The 20349-nt window shown below is 41.3% G+C and carries 9 protein-coding genes; 5 read left to right on the plus strand and 4 right to left on the minus strand.

Features of this window, described 5'->3' with window-relative positions; translation table 11 throughout:
* Positions 1-250 precede the first annotated feature (250 nt).
* Positions 251-2356, plus strand: coding sequence for a BT4734/BF3469 family protein (locus D0T85_RS19550; protein ID WP_163215197.1), 2106 nt, complete (start codon positions 251-253; stop codon positions 2354-2356).
* A gap of 277 nt (positions 2357-2633) precedes the next feature.
* On the opposite strand, the gene D0T85_RS19555 is transcribed toward D0T85_RS19550, so the two are convergent.
* Both D0T85_RS19555 and D0T85_RS19560 read right to left on the minus strand, forming a co-directional pair.
* Positions 2634-3434: an Abi family protein gene (locus tag D0T85_RS19555; protein ID WP_163215198.1), complete on the minus strand. Its 801-nt coding sequence runs from the start codon at positions 3432-3434 to the stop codon at positions 2634-2636.
* Between the two features lie 192 nt (positions 3435-3626).
* Positions 3627-6131: a DNA-binding transcriptional activator gene (locus D0T85_RS19560; RefSeq protein WP_163215199.1), complete on the minus strand. Its 2505-nt coding sequence runs from the start codon at positions 6129-6131 to the stop codon at positions 3627-3629.
* 354 nt (positions 6132-6485) lie between these two features.
* On the opposite strand from D0T85_RS19560, the gene D0T85_RS19565 reads away from it, so the two are divergent.
* The 4 genes from D0T85_RS19565 (at position 6486) to D0T85_RS19580 (ending at position 15448) form a co-directional block, all read left to right on the plus strand.
* A complete protein-coding gene (locus tag D0T85_RS19565; RefSeq protein ID WP_163215200.1) occupies positions 6486-8759 on the plus strand; it encodes a GH92 family glycosyl hydrolase in 2274 nt (757 codons plus the stop codon).
* 84 nt (positions 8760-8843) lie between these two features.
* On the plus strand, positions 8844-10277 hold the full coding sequence (locus D0T85_RS19570; protein ID WP_163215201.1) for a glycoside hydrolase family 76 protein: 1434 nt from the start codon (positions 8844-8846) through the stop codon (positions 10275-10277).
* A gap of 44 nt (positions 10278-10321) precedes the next feature.
* Positions 10322-12802, plus strand: coding sequence for a glutaminase family protein (locus D0T85_RS19575; protein WP_239060769.1), 2481 nt, complete (start codon positions 10322-10324; stop codon positions 12800-12802).
* 135 nt (positions 12803-12937) lie between these two features.
* Positions 12938-15448: a glutaminase domain-containing protein gene (locus D0T85_RS19580; RefSeq protein WP_163215203.1), complete on the plus strand. Its 2511-nt coding sequence runs from the start codon at positions 12938-12940 to the stop codon at positions 15446-15448.
* A gap of 92 nt (positions 15449-15540) precedes the next feature.
* Here D0T85_RS19580 and D0T85_RS19585 read toward each other — a convergent pair whose 3' ends face one another.
* Entirely contained in the window at positions 15541-17883 is a 2343-nt protein-coding gene (locus D0T85_RS19585; protein ID WP_163215204.1) for a glycoside hydrolase family 3 N-terminal domain-containing protein, read from the minus strand.
* A gap of 2 nt (positions 17884-17885) precedes the next feature.
* Complete coding sequence (locus D0T85_RS19590; protein WP_163215205.1) at positions 17886-20159, minus strand: glycoside hydrolase family 3 C-terminal domain-containing protein; 2274 nt, start codon at positions 20157-20159, stop codon at positions 17886-17888.
* Between the last annotated feature and the right edge of the window lie 190 nt (positions 20160-20349).

Here is a 20349-nt window from a genome sequence, read left to right on the forward strand (position 1 = left end):
GTTACAATTTGCCAGCACACGATAGGTTTCGACAAACAAAGCTTTTGTTTTCATGGTTGGAAACCAAAAGTTTCACGGTAGGAAACTACCTGTTTCTCAGTATGAAACCATTGGTTTCACGGTTTGAAACTACTAGTTTCCTATATAGGAAACTGTTGGTTTTCTATGTAGAAAACAAGTAGTTTCATATATAGGAAACCAACAGTTTCACTGCCGAAAAATTTTATGAAACTAATACTAAACGAACAATATGAAGATTACTCAACAACGAGATAGCAACACTGGCTTTGCATTAACTACATCGGATATCGACACTTTTGTACTAAAAGTGCAGACAGAAACTAAAGCACAACCCGTTTCGGCTTTTCGCGAACAACTGAAAAGTATATTGCCCGGTATGCAGATTACCGAAGCAAATAAACTACCCCGGATACTGCCTGCTGCCGAATTCCGTAAAGTGAATAACCAGAAACAGTTGAAAGCATACAATGGAATAGTTGAATTAACAGTTGGACCACTATCGGGCAAGGCAGAAATAGCCCTTGTAAAACGCTTGGCATGGGAGCAGCCGCAAACACGGTTGGTATTTGTGGGGTCTAGCGGACGGACAGTGAAAATATGGACTACATTTACTCGTCCCGATAATACGCTTCCTACTTCCCACGAAGCGGCAGAAACTTTTCATGCCCATGCCTATCGGCTGGCTGTGAAGTGTTATCAGCCACAAATCCCTTTCGACATCTTACTTAAAGAGCCAACGTTGGAACAGTATTCGCGTTTGTCTTTCGATCCCGAACTATTATACCGTCCGGATTCTATTCAGTTTTACTTGGCGCAACCAGTTGCTATGCCCGATGAGCAGAGCCATCGGGAGGTAATGCAGACCGAAAAAATACCTCTGGAACGAGCTGTTCCGGGATACGAAACCGAGGAGGCCTGTATTATGTTGTTTGAGGCCGCTGTTCAGAAAACATATATTGATTTAACCGAAGCCGAAAATAATGGTGCAGATCCTGTTGGGCAAGATTTACAACCTATAGTTACCTGCCTGGCCGAAAACTGTTTCCGTTCGGGCATTCCCGAAGAAGAAGCAGTTAAGCGTACCATTTTTCATTACTACACCCGAATGAAAGGTGAAGTGATCCGCCGGATAGTACGGGCTGTTTATCAGGAGTGCAAGGGGTTTGGCAAACAATGCAGCATGAGTAAAGAACAGCAATTGGCTTTACAGATGGATGAATTTATGAAGCGTCGTTACGATTTTCGTTATAATACCCAGGTGGGCGAAGTAGAATATCGTGAGCGGCATTCGTTCCGTTTTCGTTTTTTGCCTATCGATAAACGTGTTCTGAACAGTATTGCCCTCGATGCCCAGCACGAAGGTATTCCACTTTGGGATAGGGATGTAAACCGTTATATATATTCCAACCGGGTTCCTGTATTCAATCCGCTGACTGATTATCTTTACAATCTTTCTCGCTGGGATGGGCAAGACCGTATTGGTTTGTTGGCACAAACTGTTCCGTGCAGTAACCCGCATTGGCCTGCACTGTTTCATCGTTGGTTCCTCAATATGGTAGCACACTGGCGGGGCAATGCCGACAAACGGTTTGCCAATAACGTTTCGCCTCTACTTGTAGGGGCACAGGGTACCCGGAAATCTACTTTTTGCCGCAACCTTGTTCCGCCCGAACTGCGCAACTATTATACGGATAGTATTGATTTTTCGCGCAAGCGTGATGCTGAACTTTACCTCAATCGGTTTGCGTTGATTAACATTGATGAATTCGACCAGATTAGTCCTACGCAGCAAGGCTTTTTGAAACATATCTTACAAAAGCCGGTGGTAAATGTGCGTAAACCTTATGCCAATGCCGTACTCGAAATGCAACGTTATGCATCGTTTATTGCTACCAGCAACCAAATGGATTTATTAACCGATCCTTCGGGTAGCCGACGTTTTATCTGCATTGAAGTAACCGATGTTATCAATACCGGCCCCATAGACTATAACCAGCTTTATGCGCAGGCCATGCACGAAATTGATAACGGCGAGCGTTACTGGTTCGACCAGTTGGAAGAGCAGATTATGACTGAATACAACCGTGCTTTTGAACAGGTATTGCCCGAGGAGCAGCTTTTTGATAGCTACTTCCGTGTTGCCGAAAACGAGGACGAGGGCGAGTGGTTATCGCCTGCCGAAATATTGAGCCGTTTGAAAAAACGTTGTGGTATTCCCTTGTCGTCCAGCAAGGTACATGTGTTTGGGAGAATGTTACGTAAGCACGAAATCCCATCCAAACGTAGCCGGTTTGGGATAATGTATCATGTAGTAGAGCGTGCTGGCAAATTGTAATTATATTTGCCAGCACACTTTGCCAGCACGCTTTAATTAATTGTTAATCAGGTATGTAAGTGGCTTTTGTGCTGGTGTGACGGCAAAATCGGTTTTTTAAACTTCTGGGAGGGAGTTTATGAATCCCCATAGGCCCCATAGGCCCTATAGTTGTGTCAGATGGCACAAATATAGGGGTAACCGTGGATATTCCACGATAGATCATAATACCGCCACCTGTACCAGATAATCAAAGGAGCACTAATTTCTGAAGGTTGTTTTTAGTGCTCATTCTTTTTTATTTCAGATATTTGTTTTTGTAATGACTTATTGCTAATTTTATACGAAAATAATAATACTTCCTCAAAGGATAAAAATTATACACGTAGTCCATACGTTTTAATTCGAAGTCCACATTGTTTATTCGCTTAGTCCAACGGATAAAATCGAGGTTTAGCCATTCAAAGATATCCTGAATGTCTTTATAAACAGTTTTAGCCAGTCTCAAACTAAAGAATGGATTGCCTGCCGTATCTTTATTAAAAATAATAGCCTCATTATGATATAGTCGGTTTCGGAATTCCCGGATCCTTGTAAGTTTATCGAATATCATTCCTCTATTTGTACCCGTAGGTAATGTAGAAAATATCTGTATCGGTACTCCAGCTAAAATTCGATAATGATAATTATCAAAAAAAGCAGTCCAAAACCCAAAATCTAAATTGGCTATTATTTTCCCCTGAGTAAAGCCGGTTCCAATCTTATTTATTGACTTTTGAACACTGTTTTTAAGATAATGATTCTGTCTTGTAGCTCCGGTACGTCTGTCAATATGTGTAAGAGAGGGGTCAATCATAAACCCTGTTCGTTGGGTGATAAGCCAATGCGGGTCGGAAAAATGAGTTGATAATTCTTCGTTTATTGCATTGCGAAGTACTACTTCTACGATTGTAAGAAGTGGATAATACGCTTGTGCTAACCGGATATTTGCCTGGTAAGTTTTAAGTGCTCGCTTTGTGTTATTTGCACTTACAATTTCGTAAACTTGCAGGCGTGGAGCAGAAATGTATTTTTTTATTTTAAGATAATTTAAACTCATTCTTGTTTTGAAGTTTGATAAAACCAATTTTTTTTGTACCTTTGTGATGTAATACTTAGTCAAGCCTCTACAACTTTAAGGTTGCACGTAACTAAGTGATAAGACTAAAAGCCCGTTTCGACGGGCTTTGTTTTTTATTTGAATATTGCTTTCTATCTTATCAATAAAATTAGTAAACATTATATTTATCTTTCACAACTCCTCAAACAACCTGACATACTCCGTACCCAGCGTATCCTTATACTCAGCAGCAAAAGAGAGGTATCTTTTCTTTGCCTCATCCTTCATTTTTAATTTTATAAATGAAGCAGTTATATAATGAAGCGCTTCTTCATTTAACGGATCAATGTTAAATATGGCTTCGCACAAAGCAATGGTAGCATGATAGTTAGTTGCCGAAAACGATTTTTCCATATCCACAATGAGAACCGGTTCCAGTTTACGCTCTATATATTCCTTAAATTTATCAAGCAAAGGAATATCAATAGATTTCAAAAACTTACCTCTGGATACAATTCTAATTAACTCTTGTGCATTATAATCGGGCGAATCAATGATTTCTAAACATTTCAGGTAATCGCAATAACACTCTGTTGTTAAAATTATCTTGTAAAAACCTTTTTCGTGTACCAGTTTTATACCATCCAGTTCGCCAAGTATTTTACGCAAGTTATTGAGTGTTACGCCTCGTGAGTTTTTTACTTTATCCTCTGGTTTGTTTGGCCATAACAGTTCACTTAGTTCCTGGGTAGTGATTCCGTTTTCCAAACTATATTGAAGTATAATAAAAAAAGCTTGCTTTAGTTTTGAACTGAGCATATACGTTATGTCTCGGTTGTTTCGGTCGCGAATAGAAAAGTTTCCAAACAGATATAAGGCATTGGCATGTTCTTGTTGTACCACTTCCTCGGTTTTCTCAATAACTTCCGGTTGAGCAGTTCCTTTTTCCTCTATGTTTTCTTTCTTCTTTTTTCTTGTATATCGCCATATTACAGCAGGTACACTTATTGCTAATGCTATTAACAATATCCAGTATAAAGATTTCTTCTCATTCTTCTGGTAAAACAAAAGCCCCTCCATTGTAACCGGAGGATAAGAAAGACTGTATATCTTTGCTGTAGAACCGGTATCATCATAATCGAATTCCTGAACAATGGTGTATAGCTCGTTTGTACTCTTATTGTGATACAGATTGGCATGTGTGGTAATCTTCTCCGACACAATAGGGATTGAGTCGCCCAGTATTTCATAACTACCATCTTTGGTTGAGAAACGATATAGCTTCAACATGGATTTGGAGAAATGTTCGGGATAGCATAATGTGTAAAAAGAATCAGTATCTGTCATAACCATTCCCCGTACAGGAACCATATTCTCTTTTTTCCATGGAATGTTCCACAACCGGGTTATTTCCATTTTATTCAAATCTACCTTATATAATTCATAATAATAAACCCGGCCAACACTTTGATCGCCCGATTCGTTACCCATGCCACCAAAGAGATAAAGTGTGTTTTCTCCTTCCACACTACCCAGCGAAGCAAAATAGCGGGGAGTTATGTTATCTCCACTAAAGGTTAATAATTCCCAGTTGTTGGTTTCCAGATTAAATGAGTAGAAATGTTTGTTATACATTAAGTTACCAAATCCGCCAAAAATAATGTAACGACGGTTTTGTTCATCGAAATAGCTGCTATGATGATGCAATTGAATGGGTAATAACTGTTTCGATACCGTTACCCAATCGTACGTGTTTAAATCCAGATAAGCCATTGTAACATCTCCACTCAATAAATCGGAGACTTCGTATACATATATTCGCTTATTCTTCCTGTCAATAAAATTAGTACCCAACCTTAAATGCACCGGACATTCGCTTACATATTTATGCGAGTATGTATCCTGTGTACGGACATTGTAAAAGGTAATGGAATCCTTATTGAGGTAATAAATTTCCTGCGTATCGGTATTTATATTCGATCCGGCAACTGTTTGTGATGAAAAAGCCACATCCGAAAGTTTCCAGTAATAAGCATTATTTATAAGCCATATAGGATTAATGACATGCCCCATTGCTTTTTTATGCGAATCATGAACAACATCTCCTTCGTTCTCGTTCAACGGAAAGGAATATGTTTTTTGGTTATCACCGATTTTCAGATTCCGTAAACAAAAGGTTGGTACATCAATAACATGTTCGCTACGTCCAAAATAGATTTGTGGTTTCCATTTGTCTTTCAATAATAACCCGCCGGCAGTAAAAACATCTTCATTAATAGAAAATGTAACCGAATCTGTAATCAGGTCGAAATCCAAAGACATGTTTATCCATTGGTTTTTGTATAACTTCTCCTTATTAATAAGTGCAGTGATAAGTACATCTCTACCTTCATGGTTTAGTCTGAACAGTGTTTCGTGTCCCTGGTCATTATACAATATATTATAGGTAGTGTTGGCCTCTTCATTTTTTATGCGAAGAATATATCCAATACTAAATGCATTGCTGATGCTCATAGGTGCAACCTGAAAACTAAGTGTTAATCTTTCTTTGAACACCGGTGTTGCATCACTAAATACATTGTAGGAAGATCTGTTGTCTATAAAATAGTCGTTTCCCTGTATTTTAAGCCCTTGCGAAAAAAGCTGTAAAGGAATATAGAAAAGATATATAAATATTATGATTGGATGTGATTTCATATGTTTATAACAAAGTAGAAATGCAAAAATACGAATACAGAAGTGATTGCGAAAGTTTTTCAAAGGAAAAAATGATTTAACAACATCTTATTTATGTTGATGATTTTTTGAAACGCTGAGTTACGCTAAGTTACGCGGAGTTTTAGTTTCCTGCGGCATCGAAATAAAAACTCCGCGTAACTCCGCGTAACTTAGCGTTTCAAAACCTAAAATAAGGTGGTTAATAACTTTCTACAGCTCTATAACCCGGAATTAACCCCAAAATAACCCATTGTTTAACCTCCATTAATACATCTTTACCAGTGGAAACCACAAATACATTTCAATTAATCTAACTTAAAACTTTTTGTACCAATGAGAAAAAACTTAATTTTCTGTTTATGCTGTATTTTCAGCTTTGCTGTATATGCAACAGAAGAACCAGTTGATTATGTAAACCCTTTGGTGGGAACACAATCTAAACATTCGCTTTCAACCGGAAACACATATCCGGCTATTGCCCGTCCCTGGGGAATGAATTTCTGGACACCACAAACCGGTGAAATGGGAAATGGATGGGCGTACACATACAATTCCGATAAAATACGTGGTTTTAAGCAAACACACCAGCCCAGCCCATGGATGAACGACTATGGCCAGTTTAGCATTATGCCTGTTACTGGTAAAGCTGTGTTTAATCAAGACGAGCGTGCAAGCTGGTTTTCGCATAAAGCAGAAATTGCTAAACCATACTATTATAAAGTATACTTGGCCGATCATGATGTTGTTACCGAATTAACCCCTACCGAACGGGCAGTTATGTTCCGGTTTACTTTCCCCGAAAACAAAAACTCGTATGTGGTAGTTGATGCGTTTGACAAAGGCTCATACATAAAAATAATACCCGAAGAGAACAAGATTATAGGTTATACTACAAGAAACTCGGGTGGAGTGCCCGAGAATTTCAAGAACTATTTTGTGATTGTATTCGATAAGAAGTTCACTTACACAGCATCTGTAGCCAACCAGATTATTACAGAAAACAGTTTAGAAAGCAAATCCGATCATGCCGGCGGTATTATTGGTTTCAGCACAAAGAAAGGAGAACTTGTTCATGCGCGTATAGCATCTTCTTTTATCAGTTATGAACAAGCAGAAAGAAATTTAGGTGAATTAGGTAAAGATTGTTTTGATGAGGTTGCTCAAAAAGGCAGGAATGAATGGAATAAAGTTTTAGGTAAAATCAAAGTGCAAGATGACAATATAGATAATTTGCGTACATTCTATTCCTGCCTTTATCGCTCGGTATTATTCCCTCGTAGTTTTCACGAGATTGATGCAGCCGGAAAAGTAATGCACTACAGCCCTTATAATGGCGAGGTATTACCCGGATACATGTTTACCGATACCGGATTTTGGGATACCTTCCGTTGTCTGTTCCCATTTTTGAATCTGGTATATCCTTCTATGAATGTTAAAATGCAGGAAGGATTGGTTAATACTTATAAGGAAAGCGGATTCCTGCCCGAATGGGCCAGTCCTGGCCACCGTGGTTGTATGGTTGGTAATAACTCGGCCTCGGTAGTAGCCGATGCTTGGTTAAAAGGGCTACGCGGATACGACATTGAAACATTGTGGGAGGCTGTGAAACACGGAGCAAATGCTGTACACCCTACTGTAAGTTCAACCGGACGTTTGGGATACGATTATTACAATAAATTGGGTTATGTGCCTTACGATGTTGATATTAATGAGAATGCAGCCCGTACATTGGAGTATGCTTACGACGACTGGTGCATCTATAAACTGGGACAAGCACTTGGCAAACCTAAAAAAGAAATAGATATTTATGCCAAAAGGGCAATGAACTACAAAAACCTGTACGATGCCGAACATAAATTGATGAGAGGTAAAAATGCAGATGGTAAATTCCAGTCGCCTTTTAATCCGTTGAAGTGGGGCGATGCCTTTACCGAAGGCAATAGCTGGCATTATTCATGGTCGGTATTCCACGACCCACAAGGATTAATTAACCTGATGGGCGGCCAAAAAGAGTTTAATGTAATGATGGACTCGGTATTCAATGTACCTCCTTTGTTCGATGAGAGTTATTATGGAAGCGTTATTCATGAAATACGTGAGATGCAAATCATGAATATGGGTAACTATGCACATGGTAATCAGCCAATTCAACACATGATATATTTCTATAATTATTCGGGCGAACCCTGGAAAGCCCAATACCGGATTCGTGAAGTTATGGATAAGTTATACACTCCTTACCCCGACGGATATTGTGGTGATGAAGATAACGGACAAACTTCTGCATGGTATGTGTTTTCTGCCATGGGATTCTATCCGGTATGTCCCGGAACCGATGAGTATGTTTTGGGAACCCCTTTATTTAAAAATATGACTGTAGAGTTGGAAAACGGGAAAACCTTAACCCTGAAGGCTCCTGCTAACAACAAAGAAAACTGGTATATTAAAGGCGTGAAGGTAAACGGAACGTCTTACACAAAAAACTATCTTACGCATGAAATCCTGTCAAACGGAGGAGTGATTGAGTTTGAAATGTCTTCCATTCCAAATAAAGAAAGAGGCACCAGGAATGAAGATGCTCCTTATTCATTCTCTGTGCGTAAATAGCTACTCTTCTGTATGGTTCTCCTCTCTCATTAAAAAGAGAGAGGGGGCTCCATGCGGATAGAAACCCCTTAAATTATTAATGTAATGAAAACAATTATACTCTGTTGCTTATTAACAGCAATAAGCCTGTGTGGATGTTCGGATAATAAATCGTCTCAGCCAACCGAACAGGCAGTGCGTAATATGATGCGGGCTATAGAACTAACAGATAAAGCTATACCTGCTTATTTTCAGGAAAACATGAAGATGGCACGGTTTTATAATCCCTATACCAAAACCCGTTCCGAAGAAACCGGTAGCATTTGGATGTATACCAGCTCCATAGAAACCGTAAATGCCATTCTGCATGGATTGAAAGCCCTTAAAGAGAATGGGCAAGCCGATCTTTACAACCAACATTTTGAACGTTATACCCAATTACTGGAGAAACTGCATACCCATGCGGCCTATTATCTGGGAACCTTTAACCTGGTATCGTTTACACAAACCAAAGAATGGACAGTGTATGGAGTAAACAGAGGTGCAGCAAAAGGTACAGCCAAAGTAGAGGGTATAGAAAACGTATACGATGACCAGCAATGGCTGGCTCGCGAGTTACTGGAAGCCTACAAACTTACCAATAACCGTGCTTACCTTACAGAAGCCGAATATCTTACCGAATATGTACTCGACGGATGGGACTGTGTTCCTGATGAAAACGGAAACGAATATGGTGGTATTCCGTGGGGGCCTGGTTATGTAACCAAACACTCGTGTAGCAACGGTCCTATGGTAAGCCCATTGGTATGGTTGCACGAACTTTACAAAGATAAAAACGATGAAATAACCTACCGCTACATTGATACGGACAAAAGTCGTAAAACAACCACTGTAAAAAAGAGCGACTACTATCTGGAATTTGCAAAGAAGATATACAATTGGCAGAAAACGCATTTATTGCTTCCCAATGGTGTGTACGATGATATGATGGGCGGTTGCGATCCGGATTGCACCATTACTTACGAAGAAATAAATGGAGTAACTTATAAAAAACACATTGATTTGCGCAATAGTGTTGGTCCGCCTATCACGTATAATAGCGGAACAATGTTATCGGGTGCTGCCGATCTTTACCGGGTAATCGGCGAAAACAAATATCTGGAAGATGCCCAACAACTAACCGAAGCCAGTTTCTCTTATTTTGCCAAACCAGGAAAAACCGTACCCGGGTACTATACATACGATATTTCCGGATTTCGCAATTGGTTTAACGGTGTGCTTATGCGTGGATACGTAGATGTTTACCCAGCATACAAAAATGCTTCGGTTTGCATTGAAAGTTTTCAGAAAAACCTGGATTATGGATACGATAACTATCTTTACGAAGGTTTGCTTCCTACAGATTTACTGGGCGGATGGAATGAAGATAACTCTAAAAACAGCGTAGAAGGTATGTTTACGTTTGCCTTTGCGGCAGGTTATGCTGTATTGGCAAGATATGAAATGGAAAAATTAATCATAAACTCAACAACAAAATGAGAAAACAATCGTTCAAAAAACTGCTTCCTTTGATGGCAGGATGTATGCTCTTTGCAGGATGTACATCCGAAAACATGGCCTATCAACCTTCGGTAGAAGTTGATCTCCGTGCACCTGCCTATCCGCTTATTACTATTGACCCTTATACAAGCGGATGGTCATTTACCGACAATCTTTATGATGCCCCTATTCATCACTGGACCGGACAAAACCAACAAATGATTGGTGTAATCCGGGTAGATGGTGAAAACTATCGTTTTATGGGTGAAGAACAGGTACCCATGCAAATGATTGTACCTACTTATGAAAAAGAAAACTGGAACGCACGTTATACAACACAAAAGCCGGATGTTGATTGGACAGCCGAAAACTACGATGCTTCATCGTGGTTGGAAGGAAAAGGTTCGTTCGGATCGGAAGGAAGATTAAAGGCTATTACAAGCTGGACAACTCCTGATATCTGGGTGCGCCGTGAAGTAAACATTGATGCCGATGTGTTGAACCGCGACCTCTTTATTGAATATTCGCACGATGATGGTGTAGAAATCTATATCAACGGATATCAAATTATTAACACCGGAAACTCTGCACGGGCAGATGTTATGCAACGCATTCCCGATGAAGCTAAAAAGCACATACGTCCGGGAAAAAATATTATTGCAGCACATTGTAATGACGGTGGTGGCGAAAGCTACCTTGATTTTGGTATCTGGATGCGCAAAGATAATGAACAGAAGTTTACCCAAACAGCACGTCAAACCAATGTAAATGTGTTGCCCACACGTACATTCTATACTTTCGAAGCCGGTGGTGTTCAACTGGATGTAATTTTTACAGCACCTTTGTTAATGGACAACCTCGACCTCATGACACGTCCTGTTAATTACATTACTTATCAGGTAAAAGCTACCGATGGTAAAACACACGATGTTGCTGTTTATATCGAAGGTTCTCCTCAATGGGCACAGGATGTAATACACCAACCTATACAGAGTGAAATGGTGGCCGACAACAATTTGCATTTGCTTAAATCGGGTACTAAAACACAACAGATACTTGGCAAATCGGGCGATAATACCCGCATAGACTGGGGATATGTTTATTTCGCTGCTCCTAAACAAAGCAATATTACATCTGCTATCGGCATTGCTTCGGATGTGCAAAACCAATTTCTACAGAATGGTAGCCTTGGTAACACCTATAGTCCAAGTGCTAAGGGCGACTTGACCGAAAACCTCGAAGCGTTGTCTATTGCACACAACTTGGGTAAAGTAGGTGCCGATTATTCTACAGGATATGTAATGTTGGCGTATGATGATATTTACTCGATACAATATTTCGGAGATAACCTGCGTCCATATTGGAACCGCAACGGTAATCAAACAATCACCAGTCAGATTACAGCAGCCGTAAACGAATATGGTGCAATAATGAAAAAATGTGCCGACTTTGATGCCGAATTAATGAAAGAAGCACTTGCTGCCGGTGGCAAAGAATACGCCGAGTTATGTGCACTTGCTTATCGTCAGGCCATTTCAGCACACAAACTGGTACAGGCTCCTAATGGCGATCTGTTATGGTTATCGAAAGAAAATTTCAGTAACGGCTCTATCGGTACAGTAGATGTTACTTATCCTTCTGCTCCATTATTCTTATATTATAATACAGAACTAGCAAAAGGATTGCTTAATCACATATTCTATTATAGCGAAAGTGGCAAATGGAACAAACCTTTCCCTGCTCATGATGTAGGTACCTATCCTTTGGCTAACGGACAAACTTATGGTGGTGATATGCCTGTTGAGGAAGGTGGAAATATGTTGGCCCTTACCGCAGCAATAGCAGCCATGGAAGGCAATGCCGACTATGCTGCCAAACATTGGGATGTGCTTACTATATGGACCGACTATTTGGTTGAAAAAGGACTAGACCCTGAAAATCAGTTATGTACCGACGACTTTGCCGGGCATTTTGCTCACAACATAAACCTATCGGTTAAAGCAATCATGGGTATTGCTTCTTATGGTTACCTTGCTGATATGTTGGGTAAAAAAGATGTTGCAGAAAAATATACCAATAAGGCTAAAGAAATGGCTCAGGAATGGATGAAGATGGCCAACGATGGCGATCATTACCGCCTTACATTTGATAAACCGGGCACATGGAGCCAGAAGTATAACCTGATATGGAACAAGTTGTTGAAATACAATGTATTCCCTGAATCTGTGGCACAAAAGGAAATAGCTTACTATCTGACAAAACAGAATCAATATGGCCTTCCGCTTGACAGTCGCCGTAACTATACTAAATCCGACTGGATTATATGGACAGCTACACTTGTTGATGATGATGCTACTTTCAAGAAGTTTATCACTCCAATATATAATTTCTATAACGAAACAACCGACCGCGTTCCAATGAGCGACTGGTATAATACCGACAACAAAACGCATGTTGGATTCCAGGCCCGTTCGGTAGTTGGTGGATATTATATTAAGATGTTGGAGAAAAAGTTAGGTAAATAAGATTTTGAACCGCAGAGTTACGCAGATTAACGCAGAGTTTTTATTACGATGCCGCAGGCAAACTTAAAACTCCGCGTAACTTGCGTAACTCTGCGGTTCAAAGTTTCAAAACGCATAAAATATAAATACAATTAAATGAGAAAACTATTATTAATACTACTAAGTATAAGCCTGTTTGGTTCTGCACAAGCCACCGATTTGTTCAAGACCAGCCGGGATATCAGCTTGCGAGCCCCCTCTGTACCCATTATAACTTCGGATACCTACTTTTCCATTTGGTCACCTTACAACACATTAACCGAAGGCAATACAGAACATTGGACTGCTGCCGAACACCCATTACTGGGTGCTATCCGTGTAGATGGAAAAGTGTACCGTTTCATGGGCAAAGACAAATTGAATCTGGAAACCATTATTCCTATGACTGATGAAGAGCGTTGGGAAACTTCATACACCATGCAGCAACCTCAAACCGGATGGGAGAAGTTAGGTTTTAACGACAACAGTTGGAAGAAAGGAAAAGCTGCCTTCGGTACCAGCGATATGCCTCGCATAAGTACAGTTTGGGATACCAAAGATATTTGGATACGTCGCACTTTCGAAATAAACGATAACATTGCACAAGAAACCCTGTATCTTCGTTATTCGCACGATGATAATTTTGAACTATATTTGAATGGAGAGAAACTGGTTGATACCGGATATACCTGGAATACCGATGTAACAATTGAACTATCGGCCGAGGTTAAAAAGAAACTCCGTAAAGGAACCAATGTGATAGCTGTCCACTGCCATAACAAAACAGGAGGCGCTTATGTAGACTTTGGGTTGTATCGTGAGCGGAAGAAAGCCGGTAACTTTACAACAACTGCTGTACAAAAGTCGGTAAATGTTCTTCCTACTCAAACATATTATACATTTGTATGCGGTTCGGTTGAACTTGACCTGGTGTTTACAGCGCCGTTATTAATGGAAGACATTGATTTGATTTCCACACCAATAAATTATATTTCGTACCATGTACGTGCGCTGGATAAGAAAAAGCACGATGTACAGATCTATTTTGAAACAACCCCTCAACTGGCTGTTCACGAAACATCGCAACCAACGCAATCGGAAATGGTAACTCACAACGGAATGAGTTATGTAAAAGCAGGTACTATTGACCAGCCTTATACAGTACGTAAGGGAGACGGTGTACGCATTGACTGGGGATACGCTTATCTGGCTGCTCCCACAGAACCAACCAAAGATCTTAGCATTGGTAACTACTATGATATGAAGCAAGCCTTTATTGAAAAAGGTAATCTACTGCCTGTGCAGCAAAACTATATCAGCCGTAGTTTAAACGAAATGCCTGCATTGGCATACACCGAGAACTTGGGCACTGTTGACAGCAATGGCAAAAACGGATTCCTGATGTTGGGCTATGATGATATTTATGCACTCGAATATTTTTATAAGCGTCGGCCTGCCTATTGGAAACACAACGGCAAGGTAAGTATTTTCGATGCTTTCGAGAAATACCAGGCATCTTACTCTTCCCTGATGAACCGTTGCCGGGAGTTTGACAAGCAATTGATGGCAGATGCAGAAAAAGCCGGTGGTAAGGAATATGCTGAGATATGTGCTTTGGTGTATCGTCATGCCATTACAGCCCATAAAGTTATTACCGATGATGATGGAAATATATTATTCCTTTCCAAAGAAAATCATAGCAATGGCTGTATCAATACTGTAGACCTTTCGTATCCTTCGGCCCCGCTATTCCTGATTTACAATCCGGAGTTGGTAAAAGGTATGATGACTTCTATCTTTTATTACAGCGAAAGCGGAAGATGGAACAAACCATATCCGGCACACGACCTTGGTACTTATCCTATAGCTAACGGACAACTTTATGGTGAAGATATGCCGGTAGAAGAAGCTGGAAACATGGTAATACTTGCTACAGCCGTTTCATTGGTCGAAGGCAATGCTAACTATGCTGCAAAACACTGGGAAACCTTATCTACCTGGGCAAACTACCTGATAGAGAAAGGACTCGATCCGGATAACCAACTTTGTACAGATGACTTTGCCGGACATTTGGCGCACAATGCCAACCTGTCTCTCAAAGCAATTGTTGCCATAGCCGGATATGGAGAAATGGCACGTATGCTTGGCAAAGAAAGTACTGCCCAACATTATATTGAAACTGCTCGTAAACTGGCTATAGAATGGGAAAAGATGGCAAACGATGGCGATCATTATAAACTTGCGTTTGACCGTAGCGGAACATGGAGCCAAAAGTATAATATGGTGTGGGACAAGGTATTTAACATGAAAATCTTCCCAGCTAAAATAGCCGAGACAGAGATAAACTTCTATCTGACCAAACAAAACAAATATGGCCTTCCGTTAGATTCGCGTGAAACATACACCAAATCCGATTGGGTATTATGGACAGCATGTCTGGCTCCGGACGATGCTACTTTTGCCCGTATTCTGGCACCTATGTACACGTATGCCAATGAAACAACTTCGCGGGTACCAATCAGCGACTGGCATGATACACATACTGCAAAGATGATGAACTTTAAAGCACGTTCGGTAGTGGGTGGGTATTATATGAAGATGTTAATGGAGATGTTGAAGGACAAATAAAAAAGCACGTCATTCTGAACGGAGTGAAGAATCTGTAGGGCTACGGTAGTCCTGAAGATTCTTCGCTATGCTCAGAATGACGTGATTTTTAGTTACTTATTAGGATTCTCCCACTTATGCCCCACTGGGCAATTCAACCTCAACAGCTGATTTCCTACCTGTACATCAAAATCTCCGGCTTCGAGTGTCCATTTACCATCGGCACCAACAAATGCAAGGTCACTTCCTTTTACTTTCAATGTAACAGTCTTACTTTCTCCCGGTTTCAAATCAACTTTATCGAAAGCACGCAAGCGGCGTACATCCGGAGTTGATGAAGCTACCAAATCACTGGTAAACAGCAATATGCTTTCTTTACCAGCCACCGAACCGGTGTTCTTCACATCAACAGTGAATGTAAGTTCGTCATTAGCACTAAACGAAGATTTGTTTACTTTCAGATTGCTGTATGTAAATGTAGTATAACTTAATCCGTAACCAAATGCCCATTGTACAGATACAACTGCATTGTAATCATACGCACCTTGCATACGGTCCTGACTCTGACTTGGTTTATAGTCGTAAGTAATAAGCGAATTTGCATGACGAGGATAAGTATAAGGAAGCTTTCCGCTTGGATTTACATCGCCATATACTGCTTTAGCCAATGCATCGCCACCATGATTACCTGGTAAATAGATATGCACAACAGCTTTTGCCAAGGGTACAATTTCATTGATTATACGTGGTCGGCCTTCATTCAATACCAGAATAATAGGTTTGCCGGTTGTAGCCAATGCTTTCACTAAATCAAGTTGGTTTTTAGATAAAGTAAGATCGTCCAGATTACCCGGAGTTTCGCAATAAGAGTTCTCGCCGATACAAGCAACAATAACATCAACGTTGCGAGCGGCTGCAACAGCCTTCTCAATTTCGGGAGTGTTTTCTTCCCAATAAGAACCACGGGCTTTGTAAGTTACTCCCGGTTCGTACACTATATGCTGTGATCCGGCTTTGTTTTGGAAGGCTTCAAGAATCGTATTATGGTCGGCAGCAAATTCATCTGCCCGGTCGCCTTGCCATGTGTATGACCATCCACCGTTAAGCGAGCGCATAGAATTGGCGTTTGGACCAGTGATGAGTATTTTTTTGCCTTGTGTTAACGGAAGGATGTTTTCGTCATTCTTTAATAAAGTAATAGATTCTTCGGCAGCAGCAAGAGCAGCTTGCGCATGTTTTTCACTTCCGAAATCAGGATAATCTTGAATGTTCCAATACGGTTTATCGAATAATCCGAGGCGGAATTTCATGCGCAATACACGGCTAACAGCATCGTCTATACGGGTCATGGATACTTCGCCTTCTTCAACAAGTTGTTTGAGGAGTACACAGAAGTCCCATGAATACGGATCCATCGACATATCAATACCAGCGTTGATGGCCATTTTAATGGCTTCTTTTTTGGTAGCTGCCACACGGTCGCGCATATAGATATTGTTAATGTCTGCCCAGTCGGTTACAATTACGCCATCCCAGTTGAGGTCTTCTTTGAGCCACTGAGTCAGGTATTTGTAGTTTGCATGAAAAGGTATGCCGTTATCCACAGCAGAGTTCACCATAACAGAAAGTGCTCCGGCGCGGATGGCTTCGAGATGTGGTACGAAATGTTTTTCGCGCATATCATATTCGGTGATGTAGGATGGTGTGCGGTCTTTACCGGAAGCAGGTACACTATAGCCCATATAATGTTTCAAACAGGCGGCTACATAATCTTTGCCGATGGTTGTACCGTTGCCTCCCTGAAAGCCAATCACCATTTCGCGCCCCAGTTCGGAAGTAAGGTAAGCATCTTCGCTAAAGGTTTCCCACATACGAGGCCAACGGGCATCACGACCTAAATCGAGCACAGGAGCAAATGTCCAGGGAATGTTTCCTGCTTTGGTTTCGTAAGCAGATATGCGACCAGTTTCGGCAGACAGGGCACGATTGAAGGTTGCTCCAAGATTAACGTTTTGTGGAAACAGTGTTCCACCAACAGTGTAAGTGGTACCATGAATCTGGTCGACGCCATATATCAACGGAATACCGGTTTCGGCAATGGCTTCTTTTTGTAAACGGGTAATTATATCTGTCCATTCCTGGCGTGTTTGCGGTGTTGAACCGGGAACATTCAGAATGGAACCGATTTTGTACTTGTGAATCACTGTGTCGAGAAGGGCCTCATTGAATTCGAATGGAATAACAGTATGAAAGATGTTCATTCCTTTGCCAACAACGTCGATGGTTAACTGAGTCATCTGGCCGATCTTTTCTTCCAGTGTCATCTTCTTGAGAAGGGATTCAATCGTTTGCTCCATCTTTTTATCCTGCGGAATGGCAGGACGAACATTACTTTGCTGTGCACAGATGTTTGTCATCAAAGTGACAGCAACAAGGGATAAAAAATATTTCCTCATGATTATTTTAGTTTTAATACATCATTTGTTTTTACTTCTTTCGCTTCGGCTACTACGGCATCTACTGTTGCTTTCACGTTTCTGGAAGAAGCAGCAACCAGCAATTTATACGTACCACTGTCTGTTACCCATGCACTTTTACTTTCGTCATAGGAGGCCAGATCGGTATAATCAACAGTAAGTGTTATTGTTTCGCTTTCGCCCGGTTTCAATTCTTTTGTTTTGGCAAAAGCTTTTAATTCCTGCATAGGTTTACCTAAAGCACCGGCCGGGGCCGAGGCATAAAGCTGAACAACTTCTTTCCCACTGATTTTGCCTGTGTTCTTCACATCTATGGTAACGGTAAATACGTCGGCTGCGTTTTTCAATTGTGCATTGCTGTATTCGAATGTAGTATAAGACAGCCCATAACCGAATGGGTAAGACACATCTTTCTTATATGTATCGAAGTAGCGGTAACCTACATAAATGTCTTCTTCATAGATGGTGTAATCAATATTGCGTACAGAGTCAACCGGAAAGTTTGCCGAAGAAGCAGCATCCATAAACTTCACAGGGAAAGTCATTGTTAACTTGCCCGAAGGATTAACCTTGCCGCTCAATGCATCGGCTACTGTGTTGCCACCTTCCTGACCAGCTTGCCATGCCAGCAAAATGGCATCAGGTGTGTTTTTCCATGAAGCTGTTTCAATTACCCCACCGATGTTAAGAATTACAATTGCTTTCTTTCCAAGAGATTGAAATGCTTTCGATACAGTTGCAATCAACTCTTGCTCTTCATTGGTTAGTTCAAAATCGCCTGTTAGTTTGCGGTCAAGAAACTCGCCCGATGTTCTTCCGATGGTAATCAGGGCTACATCTGCACTCTGTGCCTGTTTATTTAGTTCGGTAGCTGTTGGTACAAACTCACCAGGGCGGACTTTGGGCATGAACATAGCGTATTTATCGTTTGGATCGGGGACGTTTTTGGCGTTCTCGGCTTCTATATATTCTTCATATTGTACTTTGAGGGCGGCATTGAGTGCGTATCCTGCATTTTCGAGTCCTTGAACTAACGAAACGGTGTATGCCTCGTTTACATCGCCACTACCGGTACCGCCGGCTATAAAGTCGTAGGAGGTGATACCATAAGCGGCAACCTTTCTCACAGAAGCCGAAAGCGGAAGTGCTTCGTTTTCGTTTTTCAACAATACCATACCTTCGCTGGCCGACTGCCGGGTGACAACGGCATGGGCATCAAGGTCGGGTTTATTGGAATATTTGTATCCTTTAAAACGGGGCGACTTCAACACAAGTTCAAGTACACGTTTTACGTTTGTGTTGATATCTGCCTCGGAAAGTGTGCCGTTTTGTACAGCTTCAACAATGTCCGTCATTTGTTGGGGATAACCGGGCATTAGCAAGTCGTTACCAGCATGCATCTGGGCGGGGGCATTCTTGCCGCCGAACCAGTCGGTCATTACAGTGCCTTTGAACCCCCATTCATCGCGTAGGATGGTGGTTTGCAAATCACGGCTTTCGGAGGCGTACACCCCATTAATTAAATTATACGATGACATGATTGTCCACGGGTCGGCCTCCTTTACAGCGATTTCAAAGCCTTTGAGATAAATCTCGCGCAAAGCGCGTGGAGTTACACGGCTATCGTTGCCCATACGGTTGGTTTCCTGATTATTGGCAGCGTAATGTTTCAGCGAAACGCCTACTCCGTTGCTTTGCACACCTTTGGTCATGGCAGCGGCAATCTTACCGGAGATTACAGGATCTTCGGAATAATACTCAAAATTACGTCCGCAAAGGGGATTACGGTGAATATTCAAGGCAGGTGCCAGTAATACATCTGCACCATATTCCAGCACTTCGTTGCCCATAGCCTGGCCTACTTGTTCTACAAGTTCGGTGTTCCAGGTGGAGGCAAGTAGTGTACCCACCGGAAAAGCAGTGCAATAGTAGGTATTGGGGTCGTTTTCGCGAGTGGGCGAGATCCGTAATCCGGCAGGACCATCGGCTAATACAATTGTAGGGATGCCGAGGCGGGGAATGGGATAGGTGGTTCCGGCAGCGCCGGGAACGAGTGATTTTGTTTCGCCTACTACTGCGCTATCACCAGTAAGACCAGCCATACCGGTGCCAATGAGTAGTTTTACTTTTTCGTCGAGAGTCATGGCGGCGATTATATCGTCGACAGGGGCTTTCCCGAGTTGAGGGACTTTCTCTGCACAGGATGTAAGGAACAGGGCAGAGGTTAGGGTTATGAGGATGGTTTTGTTTTTCATTTGGGTTATTGGTGTTTGATGTTTTTATTTTTGAAATGCGGATTAATGCGGATTTATTTTCCTCCTCCGCCCTTCGGGCACCTCCTCCTAAGCTAAAGTCATTTGACTTTGCAAGCGATTAATACTCTTTAACGTTCTTTGAAATATTGTTTATAATATCAAGATATTGACCTATTACTGGTTTTGCAAT

Origin of the sequence: Bacteroides sp. 519 (assembly GCF_010500955.1) — a bacterium.
Lineage (GTDB): Bacteria > Bacteroidota > Bacteroidia > Bacteroidales > Bacteroidaceae > Bacteroides.

Excerpts from the sequence above, each read along its gene's own strand:
- D0T85_RS19550 (WP_163215197.1), top strand. The coding sequence starts at position 251 with ATGAAGATTACTCAACAACGAGATAGCAACACTGGCTTTGCATTAACT.
- D0T85_RS19555 (WP_163215198.1), bottom strand. The coding sequence starts at position 3,434 with ATGAGTTTAAATTATCTTAAAATAAAAAAATACATTTCTGCTCCACGC.
- D0T85_RS19560 (WP_163215199.1), bottom strand. The coding sequence starts at position 6,131 with ATGAAATCACATCCAATCATAATATTTATATATCTTTTCTATATTCCT.
- D0T85_RS19565 (WP_163215200.1), top strand. The coding sequence starts at position 6,486 with ATGAGAAAAAACTTAATTTTCTGTTTATGCTGTATTTTCAGCTTTGCT.
- D0T85_RS19570 (WP_163215201.1), top strand. The coding sequence starts at position 8,844 with ATGAAAACAATTATACTCTGTTGCTTATTAACAGCAATAAGCCTGTGT.
- D0T85_RS19575 (WP_239060769.1), top strand. The coding sequence starts at position 10,322 with ATGCTCTTTGCAGGATGTACATCCGAAAACATGGCCTATCAACCTTCG.
- D0T85_RS19580 (WP_163215203.1), top strand. The coding sequence starts at position 12,938 with ATGAGAAAACTATTATTAATACTACTAAGTATAAGCCTGTTTGGTTCT.
- D0T85_RS19585 (WP_163215204.1), bottom strand. The coding sequence starts at position 17,883 with ATGAGGAAATATTTTTTATCCCTTGTTGCTGTCACTTTGATGACAAAC.
- D0T85_RS19590 (WP_163215205.1), bottom strand. The coding sequence starts at position 20,159 with ATGAAAAACAAAACCATCCTCATAACCCTAACCTCTGCCCTGTTCCTT.